Raw genomic sequence first — 22,092 nt, 5'->3', positions numbered from 1 at the left:
TCTATTTCTCCTGCTTCTTTTCTTCTTCGCATTCGCTTAAGTGATCCAGACCGATCTTGATCAGATCTGCCATTCTTTTCCATTCTCTTTTCAGGTAAAGCCATCCCATCAACGCTTCAAATCCGGTTGCACGTCGGTAATCGGTCAGTGACTGGTTCTTTGCCGGCGATACTGATTTAGCATTTCGGCCTCTTCTGTAAACAGCATGCTCTTCTTCAGTAAGCAATGGCTGAAGGGCACGCATCATCTCTGACTGGGCAGACGCCTGCACCATACTGCTTGTCTCCTGATGTAATTTTTTTACCTGTTTATTTCCTTCGCTGATCACCTTTGTCTTGATGATCAGATCATAAATGCTGTCCCCTATATAAGCCAGGGTAAGAGGTGAATAGCCTTCCGGCTCCACCTCTTTCATCTCAAGCACTTCTTTTATATAGTCAGCAATTTCAAATTCTACGCTTTTTTCCATTGTACTCCTTCTCTGGTATCCTTCAGGATAATTCCCTTTTCCAGAAGCTCGTCACGGATCGCATCGGCTCTTGCAAAATCTTTTGCTTTTCTTGCTGCCTGACGCTCTTCGATCAGTTTCTCAATATCTGCATCCAGAAGTTCTTCCTTCTTATCCAGGATCAGTCCCAGGACATCACCGAGTTTTACGATTCTGTCCAGTAATCCCCGGAGATATTCCTTTGAGCTTTCTGCTGTCGCAGTGGTATTTGCATATTTTACAAGTTCAAAGATTGCTGCGATTGCGTCTGCTGTATTGAAATCATCATCCATTGCTTTTTCAAATTCTTCTACATATGCATCAGTTTTTGAAAATGCTTCTTTTTCTTCGGCACTCATCTCTTCTGCTGCCACTGAAGCGATAAGATGTTTCAGATTATCGGTTGCATTGAGAATTCTCTCCAGACCGTTCTTGGATGCTTCCATCAGCTCTGCACTGAAGTTCAGGGGGCTTCTGTAATGTGCGCTCAGCATGAAGAAACGAAGCACCTGGAGGTCATACTGCTCGCTGATCTCTCTTACCGTACGGAAGTTTCCGAGTGATTTTGACATCTTGCGGTTGTCAATGTTCAGGAATGCATTGTGCATCCAGTATCTTGCAAATTCTTTACCGTTAGCGGCTTCACTCTGTGCGATTTCATTTTCATGATGTGGGAATATCAGATCTTCTCCACCTGCATGGATATCAATCTGTTCGCCAAGATATTTCCTCGACATCACAGAACACTCAATATGCCATCCCGGACGTCCATCTGACCAAGGTGACTTCCAGAAAGGTTCTCCTTCTTTTTTCGGCTTCCAGAGTACGAAATCCAGCGGATCTTCTTTTTCATCCTCACCGCTTACCAGAAGAGAACGTCCACCGGAACGGAGATCATCCAGATTCTTGTGGGATAATTTTCCATAGTCTTTAAACTTTCTTGTGCTGAAATAAACGGTTCCGTTTTTCTCGTAAGCGTAACCTTTTTCAATCAGCTCGGAAATCATCTCCACCATGCCGCAGATTTCTTCTGTTGCAAGCGGATGCTTGGTTGCAGGCTTTACATTCATTCCTGCCATATCCTTTTTGCACTCTGCAATATAGCGCTGTGAAATTTCCTGCGCGGATACCTGCTCTTCGATTGCCTTTTTGATGATCTTGTCATCAACATCCGTGAAGTTCGATACATAATTGACATCGTATCCTTTGTATTCAAAATAACGGCGGACGGTATCAAATACGATCATCGGTCTTGCATTACCGATATGGATGTAATTGTATACGGTTGGTCCGCAGACATACATTCTTACCTTTCCTTCTTCCAGAGGAACGAATTCTTCTTTCTTTTTCGTAAGTGTGTTAAATACTTTCATAAAGCTACTCCTTCTTTTTTCTATGCTTCCTCGATTATTTTTTCTTTCGCGAGTTTTTCTTTTAATGCTTTCAGTTCTTTCTTCAGACGGATATTGTCAGTCTGAAGCTGACGGATATCATTCAATACCGGATCTGGCAGATGGATCTGATCCAGGTCAGCGCTCGGAACTTTCTGGTCACCCATGCGTACAATTCTTCCCGGGACACCAACAACGGTACAGTTCGGAGGTACTTCCTCAATAACAACAGATCCTGCTCCGATCTTGGAATTCTTTCCAATCGTAAAGGAACCGATGACTTTCGCACCGGCACTGACCATGACGTTGTCTTCCAGCGTTGGATGGCGCTTGCCCTGCTCTTTTCCTGTACCACCCAGGGTTACTCCCTGATACAGTGTAATATTATCGCCCAGGATTGCAGTCTCGCCGATAATAACGCCACTTCCATGGTCGATAAAAAGCCCTTTTCCAATGGTTGCTCCCGGATGGATCTCAATTCCTGTCTTTCTGACACCACGCTGTGACACCCACCGTGCCAGAAAATAATGTTTTTTCAGATACAACTTATGTGCGATCCTGTAATGAAGCATTACCTTAAAGCTTGGATACAGAAATACTTCTATATCCGATTTGATTGCCGGATCTCGTTCTTTTACTACTTGGATTTCTTCTTTGATATAGGAAATAACTCCCATTTCATTCACCTCTGATTTGGAATTTCCTGTGAAACTATGAGAAACACGCTCCGCGAGTTTCTCAAGTTATCGCGGCAGTCGCCAAGGTCTCGTGCAAGCACGGACTTTGGCTCGTTGCTCGCGTAAATAAAAAACTCCGTCTCATAAAGAGACGAAGTTTCCGCGGTTCCACCCTAAATTAAAAGCAGCACTCCTGCTTTTCTCTCACGGCCTGTAACGTCTGCCACACGTACCCGGCTACTTGTAAAATCTTCACTTTCACGTTCGCCTGGTCAACTCCCGAATGCACTTCATCATTCCTGCTCCTGGATCTGCTTTCAGCCGATGACAGATCCTCTCTGATGGAACTCTGAGGATAACTACTCTTTTCGTTCTCCGTCTTTTCAGTTTTATTCATATCTAGTACATATAGTATGCGATTTTTTCTTTTTTGTCAACCGCTTATCAGACAATCTCGTTGATAAAAACAGGAGAAAACGGCATCAGTTTACTGATTTCTTCTTTGAATTCTGCTGAAAAAATCTCCTTTTCTTCCTCTTCAATCCTTTCCAGCTCTTTATAGCCAAATACGATCGATGTAAGCGCATCAACACTAATCTTCTGCACAGCATCATCTTTGCCGGTGTGCGCTGTCCTTGTCCGAACTACAAGATGTTCTTCATTGCCTTTTAGCATAAACAGACGGTTATTCTCCCGGATAACCGGATCATACAGAACAAACTCCAGATCCATCTCTTCTCTGCACACCATCGAAGACAGAAGACTTTCTATATTCAAAAGCCGTGCCATGATCAACGGTTTTTTCTTTTCTTCTTTTTTGAGGATGACTCCTGCCTTATCAAAAACATCTTCATATCCTTTTCGGATCAATGGCTCTCTTACTGCAAGCCCATCTTCTTCATCAAAAACAAGGATTCCTCGCATCTCTCCATCCTGCTCTGCGATCAGGATTCCGCCTTTTTCACTTTCCTGTTCCTTCAAAAGGCGCATATAATAAGCTGCATCCCGTTTGGTATATACCTGTATTTTCTGTTTTTCCAGAACTTCTTCCGCAAAATCCCCCAGCTTTTTACAGTCTTTTCCCTCTGCCTTTCTGAGTGTCACGCCGGAATCGTTCTGTAATTCCACGATCTTCTGTATTGTCAGTTCTTCCCCGTCTGTTCCTTTTACACTCCACACATCGGCTGCATAGATAAACCGGTAATTATGTGGATAATAAATTTTCTCACTTGCGGGCATCAGGAAAAAGAATGGCATTTTTTGCTGATACAGATCTCTTGCTGTCTTGCTTAATAATTCCGCCATATAACCTCTGTGCCGGTAAAGCGGCTCTGTTGCAACTGCAACAATGTATCTGCTCTCTATTGCCTTTTTCCCCATCTGTATTACATAAGGATTCAGCTGCATCATCGCCCGGATATCGTGATCCGTCTCGATCACATAGATTTCGTTATTCTTCGTCTTTTCTGTGTAATAATAGTCCAGAAATTCTTTTGTATCTTCTGTAAATACTTGTTCCCACAGTGTTCTTGTAAGCCCACGCTCTTCCGGCTTCAGTTTTTTCAGTATCTTCATTTTACTTTTTCGCCGTACCTTTCCATTCAGACTTGATCTACATCTGTCTTGCTGCACAACCTCCACAGCCTGCGCAGCCACCTGCAGGTACTGCTACGTCTACACTGCTGAAATTAGTCAGCTTTTCGATTGCACAGATTGCCTGGGAAGAAATTCCTTCCCCACTTCCGGTAAATCCAAGACCTTCTTCCGTCGTCGCCTTGACATTTACCTGATCCTTTTCAATATGCAGTGCTTCTGCAATATTCTTTTCCATCTGCTCGATGTGCGGGCGCATCTTCGGTTTCTGCGCAATGATCGTCGCGTCAATATTTTCAATCACATACATATGATCATCCAGAAGCTTTCCTACATGCTCCAGAAGCTTAATACTGGAAATTCCTTTGTATGCTGGATCTGTATCCGGGAAGTGCTTTCCGATATCTCCAAGTGATGCCGCTCCAAGCAGGGCATCCATGATCGCATGCAGAAGTACGTCTGCATCCGAATGTCCAAGAAGCCCCTTTTCGTATGGTATCTCCACTCCGCCAAGAATCAGTTTTCTTCCTTCCGTCAGTTTATGAACATCATATCCCATTCCAACTCGCATTTTCTATTCTTTTTCCTCCTGTTTTTCATCTGATGAATCAGTTTCTTCTGATATCTTCTCTTCACCAGACTTTTCTTCATCCTCATTGTCTTCCTGTTTTTCATCTGATGATAGTTCTGATTCAGACTCTGCATTTTTTTCTTCTGAACTCTGTGCTTTTCCAAGATCAACTTCTACTTTTTTCTCTGTCTTATCAGATTCCTTTGTACCTGCTCCCACCTGAACATCTACAACACCTTTTCCTGTCACAGATTCCTTTTCTGTTTCTTCGCTTTCCTCGGCATCCGTATCGGAATTCTCCTCTGTTTCTGCTTCCGTAGCTTGGATCTCTGCCTTTGTCGCCTTTACGATAATTCTGATATTATGAACAATCGTAGCCAGTCCGAATATTGCAAAAAATACTCCCGCCAGAATAAACAAAATCTGGTTCTTCGGTTCCCCGGCTATCGTCTCACGCACCAGAGATACGCCGGTATACACCAGATACGCTCCAACCGCCGCCATGATCACCTGCTTTGATTTTGATGTCATATGATAGTCCTCCATTTTGTCGTAATTTAGTTGTATTTTATCACATATTGGAGAAATTGACTACTTATCAGAAAGCGCAAGTTTTCATTTTCTCCGCAATATTTTATTTTCGATTCTCCGTTCCCCAAATACAAAGCTGGTCCAAAACCACCATCAGAGATTTTCCACGCTCTGTCAGAGAATACTCCACCTTCGGCGGAATCTGCGGATACGCTTCCCTGTGGATCAATTCATCTTTCTCTAATTCCTTCAGATTCTGACTTAACGTCTTATCCGAAATCTTCCCCAGATAACGCTGCAGCTCGTTAAACCTGACCGGCTGATATTCCATCAGACCGTAGAGAATGATCATCTTATATTTACCAGAAATCAAAGACAAGGTATAACTAAACCCCGTCTCTTCAAAATCTGCATTTTCAATATAATCTCTCATTTTACACTCTTTCATTCTTTATCTACACTTCCTTTCAGGTAAGTACCTAACCTAAAAGATGGTACTTGTTATTTCTTCACATCTTTATATAATTATAAATAGGAGCTCTTAAAAAAGCAATCGAATCATAGTACGGAGGTATGAAAATGAAAAAAGATTTAGGTGTCGTTCCTGCAGTTTATCCTATGCCGGTGCTGATGGTAGCTGCATATGACGCAAATGAAAAAGTAAACGTAATGAATGTTGCCTGGGGACAGATCTGCGATATGGATAAGATCATCCTTTTCATCGGAGAAGGCAAAAAGACCTGGTTAAATATCAAGGAAAGCAAGGCATTCACTGTAGCACTTGCTGACGAAGCGCATGTAGACGTGGCAGATTTCTTCGGAATCGCTTCCGGCAATAAAATCGATGACAAATTTGAGCGTACCGGATATCACGCTGTAAAAAGTGATAAGGTACACGCTCCGATCATCGAAGAATTTCCTGTTGTAATGGAGTGTGAGCTTTTGGAATTCGTCGATACGGAGCACATCTCAGGAATCGTTGGCAAAATCGTCAATGTAAAAGCTGAGGAATCTGTTCTCTCCGAAAATGGAAAGGTAGATCCGAAAAAACTGCAGGCTCTGATGTTTGATCAGTTCCAAAGTGGATACTATTCTACCGGAGAGCGCGTTGCTACCGCCTGGAAAGCCGGAGCGGGATTGATGAATAAATAATTTCACCTAAAAAGAGGACATCTCACTTTTTCTCAAAGTGATGTCCTCTTTTCTTATTTCATCTATACATACAAACAGGTATTTATACCACTTCAATCACAGCTTCTCCGCGGGAATGTTCTCCTTCTGCTTCCACACGGATTGTTCCGGTTTCTGGCGCATAGACGACCGCCTGTGCCCTTCCATAATATGTCGTAAATTTTCCTGTATCATAAGCCTCTGTGGTACATGGATCTGCACTTCCAAATCCCAGAAGCACGCCTCCCTTTACCCTGCAGGTCAGCTGCTCATCAGCTGCCGACTCTACCACGCCATTTGCGCCTTTGACAGAGATATCCACATAGACAATATCTCCTGCTTTCACCTGCTTCTCTTCCGGGCAAACCGAAATCCGCTTTTCCCCCTCTGCCGAAAGGAGTCTGCTTCTTCCGATTTCTTTTCCCTGCGCGTCGTATTGGATGGCACATAAGCTTCCGGACTTATATTTTACAGAGAGCAATGCCTTACACTGCTTCAGCTTCTTTTTGCCGATCAGTTTGTTATTCAGATACAATTTTACCGTCGCACCGTTTCCGTAAACCTCTACGATCGTCTTATTCCCTTCACAGCCTGACCAGGACCAGCTTTCTATCGCATTCGTCCCTCTCCAGACCGACTTGCTGACACGTACTCCCGGATGATTTGCCGGTCTGACTCCGATGACTGGTTTACTATTTTTCTCCCAGACGACTGCCGCATACCGACATGAAGCATCTGGATTTCCAAGAATATCGATCACCCCGGCACCTCCGAGCAGCCACGGATACGGACGGTTAAACGGCATACCTCCGGTATAGCTCCACGCTCCGATTCCTGCTTCACCAAGATAATCCCATGCTGTCCACATAAAATCACCGATCAGATACGGATATTTTTTTACCATTTTCCAGTTTTTCCAGATATCCTGTGGAAAAGTCTCGCTTCCAAACACAATTCTCTCCGGATGTGCTTTCCCTTCCAGCGGATATCTTCCGGAGCCGTAATTATAACCTGCTATATCCAGACGATCCAGGAACGGACTGGAGATCGCATCCACCTTTTTTGAATTTCCGCCCTTATTCATGCCGCTTCCGATAAACGAAGCCATAATATTAAACGCCAGGCTGTTATTGCTTTCTTTCTTTTGTTCTTTGGATGAGGATGTCGTATTTGTCTCGCCATCCTGATAAATCCCCTGCTCCTTTGCAGCTCTGCCCGTCACCATCAGATTGGTTCCACAGGTAACCGGACGAGTATGGTCATGACTGTGTATGCATTCTATCATAGCACTTCCAACCTGAAGTCCCTTCTTTTCACAAGGTTCTGCAACCTCATTTCCGATCGAATACAGAATGACCGAAGGATGATTATAATCTCTCTCGACCATGGCAGTCGTATCCGCTTCCCACCATGCTTCAAAATCACATCCATAATCATATTTATTTTTTCGGTTGTACCAGGTATCAAAGGTTTCATCCATAACATACATTCCCAGTTCATCACACGCTCTCAGCATTGCTTCACTGGCAGGATTATGAGAGCTTCGGATGGCATTAAATCCGGCTTCTTTCATGATCTTCACACGTCTTCTCTCACTTTTTTCCCAGCTTGCCGCTCCCAGGATCCCATTGTCATGATGGACACAGCCGCCTCTCAGAAGCGTCGCTTTTCCATTTACAAAAAATCCCTTCGTACTCCAGGAAAGCTTACGGATACCAAACCTCTCTTCTGCTGTATCCAGTATTTTTTCGTCCTCTTCAAGTATGATCTTAGCAAGATAAAGATTCGGAGATTCCTCATCCCAGAGCCTTGCCTCTGGCAGCTCGATCTCTGCTACAGCAGTCGCTTTTTCATTCCCTGATTGCGCAGCATTTACCTTTACAAACTTTTCTGCTATGGTAGTTTCTCCGTCCTGTATCTGCATACGGACACCATATTCTTTCGCACTGTCAATTCCTTCCAGCTTTCCTTCTATCCTTATCTTTGCCGGTTTGCAGGACAGCGTCGTGATTTTTACCCCTTGATAACTAATATGTGTCCTCTCAGACAGATACAGATTCACCGGACGGTAAATTCCGCTTCCTGTATACCACCGGCTGTTCGGAAGCTTCGAGTTATCTGCAATTACAGTCAGAAGATTCTCCTCCCCATAGTTCGCATTCTCATCTAATCGTACCAGAAACGGAACATAACCATACGGTCTTTCATAAAGCTTTTTCCCATTCAGAAAGACCTCTGCGTTTTTGTATACGCCCTCAAACTCTACCGCCAGATATTTCTCCTTCCACTCTGCCGGAATAAAGAATTTTTTCTCATAGGTATATATCCCTCCCGGAAAATATCCGTGCGCACTGCCCCCTGCTGCATCTGCAGTTCTCTTTTCATGGATCATCGCATCATGCGGCACGATCACAGACGTCCCATTACATGTCCAGTTTTCAGTAAATGCTGCTTTTTTCATTATTTCACCCCGTTTGTTAATCTACGATATTACTCTTGGCATAAAAGCCTCTTGTTTTTCCATCAATCACTGCAGTATCTGTGATCACAAATTTTCCGGTGAGCTGTATCTCTTCCGATGAACCACCCACTCCAACCGTGATTTCTCCGGCTTCCACGATCCACTGCATATGCGAATCTAAAAATGCCGTCTGATCGGTATTCATATCTTTTATTCTGCTCTGCCATACCCTTCAAACTCTCATCTGACATTATTTTTCATTTACCAGCTTCTGGTTTTCTTCCACAACTTTCTGTAGCCAGCACATCACAACCAGAAGAACAGTGACGATCAACGGCAGCGCGCCATAAATAAATTTAATTGCTGAGATTACACCTGCACTCATAATATCTGAAGTTCCCACATAACCTGCAGCGGCAAGAATCCAGCCAACTGCCGCAGAACCAATTCCGCTTCCCAGCTTCATACCGAGGGACGAACAGCTGAACATCATACCTTCGACCTGTACATTCTTTTTCAGATATACATTTTTTGCGACCTCTGCTACCAGGGCATTCAGACTTCCCATAAGCGGCGCCATCGTAACTGCTTTTAAAAACATAAGTACAACAATTCCGGTAAAATTAACCATATAAGAAGCAATCATTACTCCGACTGACAAAACCGCAGTTATGATGTAGGAAACCAGGTTCACCTTATACATTCCGTATTTTTTCACAAGAGACGGATTAAAGATCAGTCCTACGATCATTACCATAGAAGACATAGAAACCACTCCCAAAAGCGCCGGATTTCCCATAATATATTTGAAGTAATAGGTTCCGGATGTCGTTCCGATTCCTGTATTAATATAAGACAGAATATAAATAGCAAGCATGATCAGATAATATTTATTCGTGATAATAATTTTAAGCAGTTCCAAAAATGATTTCTTTTCTGCTCTCTTTATTTCCCCATTCGAAGACATCTTTACCTCAAATTCTTCCTCCGGAATTTCTTTGCAGACCAGACTTGCAATTGAACTGAAAGCAAACATGATAATCATGTAAATAATAGCAACCATTCTCCATCCTGCTGCACCGCCTCCAAAGTTATCCACCAGAATTACCGTCATAGCAGAAACTATAATAGAAGCTACTACTGCAAACGCACAACGGAATGATCCAAGCGATACTCTTTCTGCATCATTTTTTGTGATTCTGGCAGACATTGTTGCATATGCAATATTATTTGCCGTATAAAATACTGCATTTGACAAAGTATAAAATACAAAGAAATATGCATATTGTGCTGTTATTCCAAAGCTCTCCGGAATGCAGAACAATAAAATCGTTGAAATTGCAAGCGGTATTGCCGAAAAGAACATCCACGGTCTTGCCTTTCCCATTTTGCTGTGTGTCTTATCGATCAGACTGCCGAAAAAGACATCAGTAACCCCATCCAGCAGTTTACTCACCATCATAAGCGTTCCTACAACGCCTGCATTTAATCCGACAGAATCTGTCAGATACAGCATCATAAACGATGAAACCAGCATATAAAAGAAATTCGATCCAAAGTCCCCCGAACCATATGCTATTTTCTTTGGAACTGATAAATATTTTTTGTTTGCTTCATTCTCCATCCGTATCTCTCTCCTTTTTTTCATGATCATTTCAGTTTTCTCTTCTACAAAAGATTTCCGGAATACACTTTTATAGTTATGCAATCAAAATTGGTTCACTGAACCAATTATTGATATGCTTGGCAATAAAAAACATCCATTGGATACGATTATCATAACCGTATCCAATGGATGTTTCTGTCATATATGTTGCTTTTTTATCATTTATGTCTGTTTGCTTAAAAAATGTATATTTTTATTCTGTTTCCGATATTCGGACGGAGAAATCCCGTTTTTCTTTTTAAACTCTCTGCCAAAATGACTCTGTGATGAAAAACACAGATAATCTGCAATGTAAGAAATCGAAGCCTCAGAATATTTCAGCATATTCTCAGCCGCTCGGATTCGTATCAGAATGCTATACTGTGAAATGCTCATCCCAACCTGTTCGGAAAATTTTCCGGACAAATAGGTTCTGTTTACCCCTATCTGTTTTGCCAGTTCTTCCACCGTGATTCTTTTATGGAAATTTTGTGTCAGATAATCCTTGCACTGTTCGACATAATTTGAATTTTTCTTCTCTTTCTTCCGTTCCTGAACCATTTTCACATAGGTTCGCTGTATCTCAGAAGAGAGCTGATACATCTCTTTCTGTGTTTTACACTTTTCCAGCCTTTGATAAAACACATCGCTCACCGCATAAGCTTCTGTCGGCGATACGCCTCCTTCCATTGCTGCCCGTGAGATCAACGCAAGTCCTGCCGCAACCATATACTCCGCCTGCTTAAGGCCTCCCTCAGCCAGCTTTCCAATTTCATCATACAGATGCAGCTTGTCATACATCGGACCTTTGAAATAATCACTATCTCCTCTTTTTATCGCATCGTAGTATTTTTTTTCATATTCATATGTTACATGCTTTCGTTCATTTTCTGAAGAATCAAATTTATAGTTAACCAGTTCCCCTTCTATTTCGCTTTTCTTACCTGTTTCAATCCGACTTAATTCCATCAGCTCTGCTTCACTTATTTCAAGACCACACAGAGAAAAAAGAGACATAGACAAAATACCGGCAAGTTTCATGATCGACATTCTGGGGATATTCAATTTACGCTGCGAAAGCTGATGTCTGCGCCTGTAATGATACAGTCCGCTTTTTTCTTCCTTATCCGTCGCCAGACTCACCGGTCCTCCGATATAAAAATTGTTCTCTGCATCAGAAAATGCCATGTAAACCACCCAGCCGTCTTCTATCGTAAGGACAGGCGCCCTTTTTTCTTCATACATCTTACGCAGATTTTCTTCTAAATACGGATCTGTCAAGAACGGATCCTCTTCATTTTCTCCGATGCCGATAACTTCCGGTATATCTTTCTCGGCATAATAAATGTGCGAGGAAATCTTACTATTTACATAGAGTCTCTCCGCCCAGAATCGTGTCTTATCCATCTTCCTTACTCCATCACTTCATTTCTCATATAGTAAAAAAGAAGCCCCACACAAGGACTCCTTCTTCAAGTAGCGGGAACTGGATTTGAACCAGCGACACCGCGGGTATGAACCGCGTGCTCTAGCCAACTGAGCTATCCCGCCATATTCAATTATGCAACTTTCATTGCAATGGGACCAATAGGGCTCGAACCTATGACCCTCTGCTTGTAAGGCAGATGCTCTCCCAGCTGAGCTATGATCCCATATGTTTGTCCGTCTCACAACCGACTTTGTTATTATACAATTATAATCACTGAAATGTCAACTGTTTTTTTACTTTTTTTGACACTTTTTTTAACAGATTTTTACCCTTCCTAAGCAAAAGCCCCCGGAATTTACTTCCGGGGACTTTTGGTTTATATTTTTACATAGAGGATATGTCTTATACAATTCCCTGAGCCTGCATTGCGTCTACAACTTTTTCAAATCCGGCAATGTTAGCACCTACTACATAGTTTCCTTCTGCTCCGTAACGTTTTGCTGCGTCTGCTGCGTTGTGGCAGATATTTACCATGATGTTCTGAAGTTTTGCATCAACTTCTTCGAATGTCCAGCTGAGACGTTCGCTGTTCTGTGACATCTCAAGTGCTGATGTGGCAACACCACCTGCATTAGAAGCTTTACCAGGTGCAAATAATACACCGTTCTCCTGCAGATACTGTGTAGCTTCCAGTGTGGTAGGCATGTTAGCTCCTTCTGCTACTGCGAAGCATCCGTTTGCAACAAGCTGTTTTGCATCTTCCAGATGAAGTTCGTTCTGTGTTGCACAAGGAAGAGCGACATCAACTTTTACTGACCATACACCGCGTCCTTCATGATATTCTGAATTTGGACGGTAGTTCTTGTATTCTGTAAGTCTTGCTCTCTTCACTTCTTTGATTTCTTTCAGTGCTGCAACATCGATTCCTTCCGGATCATAAACCCATCCTGTAGAATCGCTGCATGTTACAACTTTGGCACCCATCTGCTGTGCTTTTTCGATTGCGTAGATTGCAACGTTACCTGCTCCGGAAACAGCAACTGTCTTGCCAGCGATGTCTTTTCCTGCAAGTTTGAGCATCTCGCGTGTGAAATACAGAAGTCCGTATCCTGTAGCTTCTGTACGTGCAAGGGATCCACCATAGCTGAGTCCTTTACCTGTCAGAACACCTTCTGATAATCCACGGATTCTCTTGTACTGTCCGTACATATATCCGATCTCTCTTGCACCTGTTCCGATATCTCCGGCTGGTACATCTGTGTCTGCTCCGATATATTTGCAAAGCTCTGTCATAAAGCTCTGGCAGAATGCCATAACTTCACGATCTGATTTTCCTTTCGGATCGAAGTCTGATCCACCTTTTCCTCCACCGATCGGAAGTCCTGTCAGAGAGTTTTTGAAGATCTGTTCAAATCCAAGGAATTTGATAATTCCGATATTTACTGAAGGATGGAGACGTAATCCTCCTTTGTATGGTCCAATTGCACTGTTAAACTGTACACGGTATCCTGTATTAACCTGAACCTGACCTTTATCATCTACCCACGGTACGCGGAATTTGATCTGTCTTTCCGGCTCAACGAGTCTTTCAAGAAGAGCGTCTCTTCTGTATTCTTCTTCATGAGCTTCTACAACTGCACGAAGAGATTCCAGAACCTCTTTTACTGCCTGATGAAATTCTGGTTCATCTGGGTTTTTCTTTACTACAAGTTCAATTACTTCATCAACATAAGACATACTACTCAATACCTCCTGAATGTTCTTTTACAAAAATGTGACTTTGCACACTTCTTTGCTAAAAAAAGAGGGACAAACAAATGTCTGTCCCTCCGGAACACCTTTGTTCTTTAACAGAGTAAAGCATTCAGGCGCCTGTGTCAAGATTTTTTTGCATATTTTTCAATTTTTATGAATTTCCACTACATTTTTTTTCAAATACAGCTGATTTTCATTTTTTTTCTTGATACTTCTTCTCTTTTTTGCAAGTTTGTGTCGACAATCTTGCATTTTCGTCTCATTCGAAGCATTTTATTCCAGATTTCCCGTCTTATTTGAAATATTTCACACCGGATTCAAAGATCTTCATATCCTGCTCACCATAAATATTGATTGCCACGGAATCTGCACGACGTTCTGAATGTGCCATCTTACCAAGCACACGGCCATCCGGACTTGTGATACCTTCAATTGCGCGATAAGAGCCATTGACGTTCCATTCTTCGTCCATAGATACATTTCCGTCAAGGTCACAGTACTGTGTTGCAACCTGTCCGTTTGCAAAGAGCTTGTCAAGCCATTCTTCACTTGCAACAAAACGTCCCTCTCCGTGGGATGCCGGATTGGTATAAACTCCGCCAAGCTCTGCTCCCTGCAGCCATGGTGACTTGTTGGTAACAACTTTCGTGTAAACCATCTTGGAAATATGGCGTCCGATGGTATTGTAGGTCAGTGTCGGAGAATCCGGTGTCTGTCCCACAACTTCTCCGTAAGGAACCAGACCAAGTTTAACCAGTGTCTGGAATCCGTTACAGATACCAAGTACAAGACCATCTCTTTCATTCAGAAGTTTTTCTACTGCTTCTTTGAGTTTTGCATTCTGGAATGCAGTTGCAAAGAATTTTGCAGAACCATCCGGTTCGTCACCGGCTGAGAATCCACCCGGGAACATGATGATCTGAGATTTTGCAATTTCTTTTTCAAATGTATTCACAGAATCTACGATATCTGCTGCATCCATGTTACGGAATACTTTTGTGATGACCTTTGCACCTGCTCTTTCAAATGCTTTTGCACTGTCATATTCGCAGTTTGTTCCTGGGAATACCGGGATAAATACGGTCGGCTGTGCAATCTTGTGTCCGCAGATTACAATGTCTTTTGTATCATACAGCGGAGATTCTACCTTTTCGTCAGAAGCTTCGTCAGATACCGTACGGAATACCTGTTCCAGAGTTCCTGTCCATGCATCTTCTGCTTCTTTCAGTGTGATTTCTGTATCTCCAAATGCGAATTTCGCATCATCTGTCACTTCACCGATCACAGTGTAAGAAATGGAGAGTTCTCCAACCTTGTCTGCCGGAACTTCTGCTACGATGTCACCGAATGCAGGTGCAAAAAGTTCTCTTGCATCCATGCTGTGTTCGATCTTCACACCCATTCCGTTACCGAATGCCATCTTACTGACAGCTGCGATCACTCCATGGCGGTCAAGTGCGTAAGCCGATACAATCTTTCCGTTGTGGATATCATCAGCGAACTTACCGTACTGATCCATTACCTGTTCATATACCGGAAGCTCATATTCATCTTTTTCAATCTTCATCCATACAAGTTTATTACCTGCTTTTTTCAGTTCCGGAGTAATGATATCTCCTTCTTTGGCAATGTCAACTGCAAAGGATACCAGTGTCGGCGGTACATCGATATGTTCAAATGTTCCGGACATGCTGTCCTTTCCTCCGATTGACGGAAGTCCGTAAGCAATCTGTGCCTTATATGCACCAAGCAGTGCTGCAAATGGCTGACTCCATCTTTCCGGATCCTCTGTCATTCTGCGGAAATATTCCTGGAATGTAAAACGGATCTTGCTGTAATCTCCACCACAAGCCACGATCTTAGCCATAGACTCTGTGACAGCATAGACAGCTCCGTGATACGGACTCCAGCTTGACAGATACGGATCAAATCCATAACTCATCATCGTAACGGTATCGCATTTACCATGCATAACCGGAAGCTTTGCAACCATACTCTGCGTCTCTGTCATCTGGTATTTTCCACCGTGAGGCATGAAAACCGAGCCTGCTCCGATGGATCCGTCGAACATCTCAACCAGACCTTTCTGCGAGCATACATTCAGATCTTTCAGAGTATCCAGCCATTTTTCTTTTACATCGCCAACCTCGACCTGTTTCTTAAGGATGGTATCTTCTCTTGAAGGAATATCAACTTTAACCGTTGTCTCCTGGTGTGCACCGTTGGTGTTCAGGAAGGCACGGGAAATATTTACAATCTCTTTTCCTCTCCATGAAAGAACAAGTCTCGGATCTTCGGTAACAACTGCAACCTTTACCGCCTCCAGATTCTCTTCTTTTGCATAGCCAAGGAATTCATCTACATCCTTCGGATCTACCACAACAGCCATACGCTCCTGGGATTCAGAAATTGCAATCTCTGTTCCATCAAGACCTGCATATTTTTTCGGTACTTTGTCCAGATTGATCTGAAGACCATCTGCAAGTTCTCCGATTGCAACAGATACTCCGCCTGCTCCGAAGTCATTACACTTCTTGATCAGCTTGCTGACTTCTTCTCTGCGGAACATTCTCTGGATTTTACGTTCGGTCGGCGCATTACCCTTCTGAACCTCAGCTCCACATGTCTCGATGGATTCTTCGGTATGAACTTTGGAAGAACCGGTTGCTCCACCACAGCCATCACGTCCGGTACGTCCGCCAAGAAGAATGATGATATCTCCCGGATCCGAATTTTCACGGATAACTGCACGTCTCGGAGCAGCACCCATAACCGCACCGATCTCCATTCTCTTTGCCACATAATCCGGATGATAGATCTCTTTTACCAGTCCGGTTGCAAGTCCGATCTGATTACCATATGAGCTGTATCCATGTGCTGCACTACGCACCAGTTTCTTCTGCGGCAGTTTTCCTTTCATCGTCTCTTTTACAGATACGGTCGGATCTGCTGCACCTGTTACACGCATTGCCTGGTATACATAAGTACGTCCTGACAGCGGGTCACGGATTGCTCCACCAAGGCAGGTAGCTGCACCACCAAATGGTTCGATCTCGGTCGGATGGTTGTGCGTCTCGTTCTTGAAGTTGACAAGCCACTCTTCTTCCACACCATCTACTTCAACCGGGACAACGATACTGCAGGCATTGATCTCATCGGATTCTTCCTGATCCTGAAGTTTGCCTTCTTTTTTCAGCTTCCGCATTGCCATCAATGCAAGATCCATCAGGCATACAAATTTGTCTTCGCGTCCTTTAAAGATCTCACTGTGTGTCTGAAGGTATTCTTTATAAGTATCTTCCATCGGCTTTCTGTAATCGCCATCACCGAAGGATACTTCTGTAAGTTCTGTTGAGAATGTAGTATGACGGCAGTGGTCAGACCAGTAAGTATCCAGAACACGGATCTCTGTCATAGATGGATCTCTGTGTTCCTCCCCTTTGAAATAATTCTGGATGTGCTGGAAATCCTTGAATGTCATAGCAAGTCCAAGAGAACTGTATAACTCTTTCAGTTCCGCTTCCGGCATATCTTTGAATCCGTCAAAAATCTTTACATCTGCAGGTTCCTCGAATTTCGTAACCAGTGTCTCCGGTTTTTCAAGTCCTGTCTCTCTGGAATCCACCGGATTGATGCAGTGTGCCTTGATAGCTTCCATCTCTTCTTCGCTGATCTCACCTTCGATCACATAAGTGGTCGCTGTCTTGATAACCGGCAGCTCATCCTCTTTGATAAACTGTACGCACTGAACAGCAGAATCTGCTCTCTGGTCAAACTGTCCAGGAAGAAATTCTACAGAAAAAATGTGGTCACTTTCTTCGCGCGGGAAGTCCTCTCTGTAAAGCACATCTACCGGTGGTTCTGCAAACACACCGTTGCATGCTCTTTCAAATGTTGCATCAGAAAGATTTTCCACATCATAGCGGATCAGTACACGTACATTCTTCACCGTCTTAATTCCAAGATAACTCTTTACCTCATGGCGAAGTTCTTTAGCCTGTACTGCAAATTCTGGTTTTTTCTCCACATATACACGTTTTACGCCCATAATTTCCTCCATTAGCTTTGGTAGTAATATTGAAACCGCATGCCTTGATCCGGCATAACGGCAGTTTCCTCGATTTTTATTTTACCACATCACCTTTTATAAGTACAATAAATATAACTAAATCTTTTTATAAGTATATCTTATTTATTACAATTAACGTGAACCGCATCTCTTATTTATCTTTTTCTGAACAATACTGCAGACAAAAGATACGATTAAAAACACAGCAAAAATACTTCCGATCCTCATCACCATATCATAGAAAAAGCCCTCCGGTAGCATCCGGATCATATAGTCTTCTGCCGGATCAAGGATCCATAAGTTATTGTTAAAGAAAATATGATGAAAGATCACGAAATATTTGTTAAAGTCTCTTGAGAACAGAAATCCTGCCACCGCGGTAAGTGCCAGAAATACCGCCAGCACCCGCTGATACATCTGCGGGATCAGTCTCTTCCAGTCTGCTTTCATAAGCACAAGTGCCGCCATTGAAAAAAGCAGTACGATGATTGCTCCCCGCCGGATTGCAAGTCCGCCAAGAAAAAGCCCCTGCACATCTGCCATATGAAGCCGGTCCTTCTCATTGAAAAAATCCTGTATATTTCCTTCCACTTCCGTCTCAATACTCAGTTTCTTCTCGTTGCCCCGCAAATAAGACATCATGAATTTTGTCACCTTCATAATATCCGGCATCTCCATATAAAGTTCATCCGCTACCTTATATTTTTCATATTCTTTTTCATAAAAATTCCAGTCTCCGTATGCACCGATCTCAAAACTGCTGATCAGCAGGATCACGATCAGTGAAATACTCGGCAAAATCGCCAGGATTTTATGCAGCCATTTCTTTTTTGCCATCCTTTTTCTCCTTCTCTTTTTTGTCTATAGTTTAGCAACCCTGCCTTCATTTGTCAAAAATGGTTTTCTCTTGAAATTTTATTTTTTATCACTTATAATACTAATAGGTTTTATAAGGAGGACTAATAATGGATATCAACTATGAATTATATAAAGTATTTTATTATGTTGCAGACACACTCAGCTTTTCTGAGGCTTCCAAGCAGCTCTTTATTTCACAGTCCGCTGTCAGCCAGTCCATTAAAGCACTGGAAAAGAAACTGGATCAGGTTCTTTTCATCCGAAGCACAAAAAAAGTTCAGCTCACCCCGGAAGGCGAGATCCTTCTGCGTCATATCGAACCGGCGATCAATCTGATCAAGCGCGGGGAATCCCAGATCATGGAAACAGCCTCTACCGGCGGTCAGATCCGCATCGGTGCCAGCGACACCATCTGCCGGTATTTTCTGGTTCCTTATCTGGAACGTTTCCACAAAGCTTTCCCTAACGCACATATAAAAGTGACCAATGCCACTTCGATCAAGTGTACGGAACTTCTGGAGAACGGTCAGGTAGATCTCATTGTCGCTAACTATCCGAACGTTTACCTTGGCAGTCTTGCCTCCTTCCGAAAGATCCGTGATTTTCACGATGTCTTTATCGCAAACCAGTCCTTTGCGGAACTGCAGGGGAAAAAGCTTTCCCTCAAAGAACTGCAGCGTTATCCGATCATCATGCTGGACAGAAAAAGTACAACCAGTGAATTTCTGCATTCTCTCTTCCAGCAGCATCAGTTGGATCTGGTTCCTGAAATCGAGCTGAGCAGCAACGATCTTCTGATCGATCTCGCACGGATCGGACTTGGCATCGCTTTTATTCCGGACTACTGTGTACCAAAGAATTCCGACCAACTCTTTGTCGTCCAGACCGAAGAACAACTTCCAAAGCGTCAGCTGGTTGCCGCATGGAACGGACATGTTCCGGTTTCCCGCGCGACACAGGCATTTCTGGATTACTTTAATGCATAAAAAGTTTCTTAATTATCCGTCTGTTTTTCCCAGAACAGACGGATTTTTTCTTCCACAATGTCTAACCGGCATCTTTCACAGTCCGCCCATTCTTTCGGGAAAATCTCTTTCCCCTTCTCCCTCTGAAAACGCTCATCCAGAAGAAGTATCACTCCGCGGTCATCCTCTGTGCGGATCACCCTTCCTGCCGCCTGCAAAACCTTGTTCATCCCCGGATACCGGTAAGCATAGTCAAACCCGTAAAGTCCCTTCTGGTCAAAATAGCTTTTCAGGATTTCCCGCTCATTGCACACCTGCGGCAGCCCTGTTCCGATGATCAGTGTCCCGATCAGCTTCTCATTTGTCAGATCGATTCCTTCTGAGAAAATCCCGCCAAGAACTCCAAAACCGATCAGACTTTTCTCTCTTCCCATTTCAAATGCACGCAGGAAATTTTCCCGTTCTTCTTCATCCATGTGCTTCTGCTGAATAACCAGTTCCATCTCTTCTTCATCTGATGCAAGAAGCTGTGTAAATTCCTGATACACATCTTCCATAAACCGGTAAGACGGGAAAAAGATCAGATAATTCCCCATTTTTGCTTTCACTACCCGGAAAATGTATGTCGCATATCGTTGATACATTTCCCTGGAACGCATGGCGTAACGGGTACTCACATCCACACCATTCATAAGCAGTCTCTTCTTTGTATCAAACGAAGAATCAATGTAGACCGCATAGTTGTCTTTTTCCGTACTCAGAAGTCTTTTGTAATACTGGATTGGCAGAAGTGTTGCCGAAAAGAATACAGCACTGTTCCCCTTATCCAGACATTTCTGCAGATTTGCCGCCGGGTTAACACAAAACAACTTCAGAACAAATCTTCCATTCTCCTGATACTCCGTATAGACGACATAGTTCTCATCCAACCCATCATATATATTCAGGAAAGACCTCACTTGAAAATAAAAATCCAATACGGTTTCCCGGACTTCTTTATCCACACATTCCTCCAGATACCGGTCTGTCTCAGATAGTACATTCATAAGCTGGATTCCAAAATGCGAAATATTGTCCAGCACTTTATAGTTTTCACACTCTTTTTTCATTGCCAGAAGAATCTTATTGCATGCCTCCAGTCTTTTTGCAAACCGCGGTGCTTCTCCCTTTACCAGTTTCTTCACCGCAAGAAAATCCTCCTTACATAGCTCTGCACTGTACATCTGCCGTCCACGTTCTACCAGATTGTGTGCCTCATCGATCAGAAACAAATATCCTCCAGCGCCACCTTCTGCAAAGAAACGTCTGAGCCGGGCATCCGGGTCAAACACATAATTATAATCGCAGATCACACCATCCACCCAGGTCGACACATCCAGTGCCATTTCAAATGGACAGACCTTATGCTTTCTTGCCTGCGCTTCCAACACTTCCCGGCTCATCACATCTTCCCGCATCAAAAGCTCATAGACCGCGTCATTTACCCGGTCAAAATGCCCTTTGGCATATGGGCAGTCATCCGGATTGCAGCTTGTCTCCTCACAGAAACAGATTTTTTCTTTTGCCGTTAAAGTGATCACCTTGAACTTCAGATTCTGTTCCCGTAAGGTTTCGAATGCCTGCTCCGCCACCGTCCGGGTGATTGTCTTTGCCGTCAGATAAAAAATCTTCTCACCCAGTTCTTCTCCAACCGCTTTCACTGCCGGAAATACCGTTGAAATCGTCTTCCCCACTCCGGTTGGTGCCTGGATGAACAACTTTTTCTTCCGAAGAATCGTCCGGTAAACAGATACCGCAAGATCTCTCTGCCCTTTACGATATGGAAACGGAAATTCAATCCCTTTAATAGATGCATTTCTTGCCTTTCTCCATTCAATCTGGAACTTTGCCCATTTTTTATACTGTCGAATAACTTCATCGAACCAGACTTTCAGTTCGTTACTCTGATAAGAATACTGAAACCTTTTCACCTCTTCCGTCTCCATCTGGCAATAGGTCATCTGTACCCCGATCTCATCCACCCCTTCCTGTTCTGCTACCATGCTGGCATAACATTTTGCCTGTGCCAGATGAATGCCTGCCGGCTCCTGCACCCGGTCAAGTTCCCGCAGAACACCCTTGATCTCATCTACCATGACCTGCTCTTTTGTATGAATCAGTCCATCGGCACGTCCTTCTATTTTCAAAGTAAACCCATCACAGACGATCTCTGTCTTAAGAGGTACCTCCGCCTGATAATCCGATCCCATCTGTCTCTGGATCTTCCGGTGAATCCGACTTCCCATCTGCATATTCTCCGGATCTTGTCCGCCTCCTGTTCGATTGTCAATATCCCCTTCTCTTAAAATAAACTCCACAAGGTTTCGCACCGAAATCCGGATCACCGGGAGATTCTCGTCCATGTTCTTTCTGCCTCCGCTTTTTGCTACCTGTTATCATACCATAAACACATGTTCCTTGCCAATTGTATCCGTCCTGTCATGATATGGC

The 22,092-nt window shown here is 43.3% G+C and carries 17 protein-coding genes, 2 tRNA genes and 1 other annotated feature; of the genes, 2 read left to right on the top strand and 17 right to left on the bottom strand.

Annotated elements, in window-relative coordinates; translation table 11 throughout:
* Position 1: 1 nt before the first annotated feature.
* The 7 genes from PG766_RS00530 to PG766_RS00500 form a co-directional block, all read right to left on the bottom strand.
* Complete coding sequence (locus PG766_RS00530) at positions 2 to 469, bottom strand: Mini-ribonuclease 3 (RefSeq protein ID WP_022220552.1); 468 nt, start codon at positions 467 to 469, stop codon at positions 2 to 4.
* Positions 454 to 1,860 (bottom strand): cysteine--tRNA ligase, encoded by a 1,407-nt coding sequence (cysS, locus tag PG766_RS00525; protein WP_117823948.1) that lies wholly within the window; start codon positions 1,858 to 1,860, stop codon positions 454 to 456. The genes PG766_RS00530 and cysS overlap by 16 nt, the downstream gene beginning before the upstream one ends.
* Positions 1,861 to 1,880: 20 nt before the next feature.
* On the bottom strand, positions 1,881 to 2,555 hold the full coding sequence (gene epsC, locus PG766_RS00520) for a serine O-acetyltransferase EpsC (protein ID WP_117823949.1): 675 nt from the start codon (positions 2,553 to 2,555) through the stop codon (positions 1,881 to 1,883).
* Positions 2,556 to 2,699: 144 nt separating this feature from the next.
* Positions 2,700 to 2,940 (bottom strand) — a binding site (T-box leader).
* Positions 2,941 to 2,999: 59 nt separating this feature from the next.
* On the bottom strand, positions 3,000 to 4,130 hold the full coding sequence (locus tag PG766_RS00515; protein WP_147356963.1) for a GNAT family N-acetyltransferase: 1,131 nt from the start codon (positions 4,128 to 4,130) through the stop codon (positions 3,000 to 3,002).
* A gap of 37 nt (positions 4,131 to 4,167) precedes the next feature.
* Positions 4,168 to 4,719, bottom strand: a complete 552-nt coding sequence (ispF, locus tag PG766_RS00510) for a 2-C-methyl-D-erythritol 2,4-cyclodiphosphate synthase (RefSeq protein WP_117556289.1) — start codon at positions 4,717 to 4,719, stop codon at positions 4,168 to 4,170.
* A gap of 3 nt (positions 4,720 to 4,722) precedes the next feature.
* A complete protein-coding gene (locus PG766_RS00505; RefSeq protein ID WP_117823951.1) occupies positions 4,723 to 5,250 on the bottom strand; it encodes a hypothetical protein in 528 nt (175 codons plus the stop codon).
* 103 nt (positions 5,251 to 5,353) lie between these two features.
* Positions 5,354 to 5,698, bottom strand: a complete 345-nt coding sequence (locus tag PG766_RS00500) for a winged helix-turn-helix transcriptional regulator (RefSeq protein WP_270590236.1) — start codon at positions 5,696 to 5,698, stop codon at positions 5,354 to 5,356.
* A 131-nt stretch (positions 5,699 to 5,829) separates the two neighbouring features.
* Between PG766_RS00500 and PG766_RS00495 the strand changes: the two genes are divergently transcribed.
* Complete coding sequence (locus PG766_RS00495; protein WP_117823952.1) at positions 5,830 to 6,402, top strand: flavin reductase family protein; 573 nt, start codon at positions 5,830 to 5,832, stop codon at positions 6,400 to 6,402.
* An 82-nt stretch (positions 6,403 to 6,484) separates the two neighbouring features.
* Here the strand turns inward: PG766_RS00495 and PG766_RS00490 are convergent, their stop codons facing one another.
* The 9 genes from PG766_RS00490 to PG766_RS00450 all read right to left on the bottom strand — a co-directional run bounded on the left by PG766_RS00490 (position 6,485) and on the right by PG766_RS00450 (position 18,616).
* Positions 6,485 to 8,881 (bottom strand): glycoside hydrolase family 2 TIM barrel-domain containing protein, encoded by a 2,397-nt coding sequence (locus tag PG766_RS00490; protein WP_270590235.1) that lies wholly within the window; start codon positions 8,879 to 8,881, stop codon positions 6,485 to 6,487.
* 16 nt (positions 8,882 to 8,897) lie between these two features.
* Positions 8,898 to 9,086, bottom strand: a complete 189-nt coding sequence (locus PG766_RS00485) for a hypothetical protein (protein WP_117835252.1) — start codon at positions 9,084 to 9,086, stop codon at positions 8,898 to 8,900.
* Positions 9,087 to 9,131: 45 nt separating this feature from the next.
* A complete protein-coding gene (locus PG766_RS00480; RefSeq protein ID WP_118198444.1) occupies positions 9,132 to 10,505 on the bottom strand; it encodes an MFS transporter in 1,374 nt (457 codons plus the stop codon).
* A 204-nt stretch (positions 10,506 to 10,709) separates the two neighbouring features.
* The gene (locus PG766_RS00475) at positions 10,710 to 11,933 is read right to left on the bottom strand and encodes a helix-turn-helix domain-containing protein (protein WP_118198445.1); all 1,224 of its coding nucleotides are present in this window, start codon (positions 11,931 to 11,933) and stop codon (positions 10,710 to 10,712) included.
* Positions 11,934 to 12,003: 70 nt separating this feature from the next.
* Positions 12,004 to 12,077 (bottom strand) — tRNA-Met (locus PG766_RS00470).
* A 28-nt stretch (positions 12,078 to 12,105) separates the two neighbouring features.
* Positions 12,106 to 12,178: transfer RNA gene (locus PG766_RS00465), tRNA-Val, on the bottom strand.
* A gap of 179 nt (positions 12,179 to 12,357) precedes the next feature.
* On the bottom strand, positions 12,358 to 13,692 hold the full coding sequence (gdhA, locus tag PG766_RS00460) for an NADP-specific glutamate dehydrogenase (RefSeq protein WP_118198446.1): 1,335 nt from the start codon (positions 13,690 to 13,692) through the stop codon (positions 12,358 to 12,360).
* A 310-nt stretch (positions 13,693 to 14,002) separates the two neighbouring features.
* Complete coding sequence (locus tag PG766_RS00455) at positions 14,003 to 17,761, bottom strand: phosphoribosylformylglycinamidine synthase (protein ID WP_117823988.1); 3,759 nt, start codon at positions 17,759 to 17,761, stop codon at positions 14,003 to 14,005.
* A gap of 150 nt (positions 17,762 to 17,911) precedes the next feature.
* Complete coding sequence (locus tag PG766_RS00450; protein ID WP_117823956.1) at positions 17,912 to 18,616, bottom strand: TIGR01906 family membrane protein; 705 nt, start codon at positions 18,614 to 18,616, stop codon at positions 17,912 to 17,914.
* Between the two features lie 128 nt (positions 18,617 to 18,744).
* Between PG766_RS00450 and PG766_RS00445 the strand changes: the two genes are divergently transcribed.
* Positions 18,745 to 19,623: a LysR family transcriptional regulator gene (locus PG766_RS00445; protein WP_008374739.1), complete on the top strand. Its 879-nt coding sequence runs from the start codon at positions 18,745 to 18,747 to the stop codon at positions 19,621 to 19,623.
* Positions 19,624 to 19,631: 8 nt separating this feature from the next.
* Here the strand turns inward: PG766_RS00445 and PG766_RS00440 are convergent, their stop codons facing one another.
* Complete coding sequence (locus PG766_RS00440) at positions 19,632 to 22,004, bottom strand: ATP-dependent DNA helicase (RefSeq protein ID WP_118198447.1); 2,373 nt, start codon at positions 22,002 to 22,004, stop codon at positions 19,632 to 19,634.
* Positions 22,005 to 22,092: the final 88 nt, after the last annotated feature.

The organism is Coprococcus sp. LG101-27 (assembly GCF_027695515.1).
In the GTDB taxonomy this organism is placed as follows: domain Bacteria; phylum Bacillota; class Clostridia; order Lachnospirales; family Lachnospiraceae; genus Allocoprococcus; species Allocoprococcus comes.
The sequence above is the reverse complement of the archived record's forward strand: the minus strand, read 5'-3'. Positions and strand labels throughout refer to the sequence as shown.

Bases quoted from the DNA above. Each gene is read 5' to 3' on its own strand.
- PG766_RS00480 (WP_118198444.1), bottom strand. From the start codon at position 10,505: ATGGAGAATGAAGCAAACAAAAAATATTTATCAGTTCCAAAGAAAATA.
- epsC (WP_117823949.1), bottom strand. From the start codon at position 2,555: ATGGGAGTTATTTCCTATATCAAAGAAGAAATCCAAGTAGTAAAAGAA.
- PG766_RS00450 (WP_117823956.1), bottom strand. From the start codon at position 18,616: ATGGCAAAAAAGAAATGGCTGCATAAAATCCTGGCGATTTTGCCGAGT.
- PG766_RS00485 (WP_117835252.1), bottom strand. From the start codon at position 9,086: ATGAATACCGATCAGACGGCATTTTTAGATTCGCATATGCAGTGGATC.
- PG766_RS00500 (WP_270590236.1), bottom strand. From the start codon at position 5,698: ATGAAAGAGTGTAAAATGAGAGATTATATTGAAAATGCAGATTTTGAA.
- PG766_RS00505 (WP_117823951.1), bottom strand. From the start codon at position 5,250: ATGACATCAAAATCAAAGCAGGTGATCATGGCGGCGGTTGGAGCGTAT.
- cysS (WP_117823948.1), bottom strand. From the start codon at position 1,860: ATGAAAGTATTTAACACACTTACGAAAAAGAAAGAAGAATTCGTTCCT.
- gdhA (WP_118198446.1), bottom strand. From the start codon at position 13,692: ATGTCTTATGTTGATGAAGTAATTGAACTTGTAGTAAAGAAAAACCCA.
- PG766_RS00530 (WP_022220552.1), bottom strand. From the start codon at position 469: ATGGAAAAAAGCGTAGAATTTGAAATTGCTGACTATATAAAAGAAGTG.
- PG766_RS00495 (WP_117823952.1), top strand. From the start codon at position 5,830: ATGAAAAAAGATTTAGGTGTCGTTCCTGCAGTTTATCCTATGCCGGTG.
- PG766_RS00445 (WP_008374739.1), top strand. From the start codon at position 18,745: ATGGATATCAACTATGAATTATATAAAGTATTTTATTATGTTGCAGAC.
- PG766_RS00490 (WP_270590235.1), bottom strand. From the start codon at position 8,881: ATGAAAAAAGCAGCATTTACTGAAAACTGGACATGTAATGGGACGTCT.
- ispF (WP_117556289.1), bottom strand. From the start codon at position 4,719: ATGCGAGTTGGAATGGGATATGATGTTCATAAACTGACGGAAGGAAGA.
- PG766_RS00440 (WP_118198447.1), bottom strand. From the start codon at position 22,004: ATGGACGAGAATCTCCCGGTGATCCGGATTTCGGTGCGAAACCTTGTG.
- PG766_RS00515 (WP_147356963.1), bottom strand. From the start codon at position 4,130: ATGAAGATACTGAAAAAACTGAAGCCGGAAGAGCGTGGGCTTACAAGA.
- PG766_RS00475 (WP_118198445.1), bottom strand. From the start codon at position 11,933: ATGGATAAGACACGATTCTGGGCGGAGAGACTCTATGTAAATAGTAAG.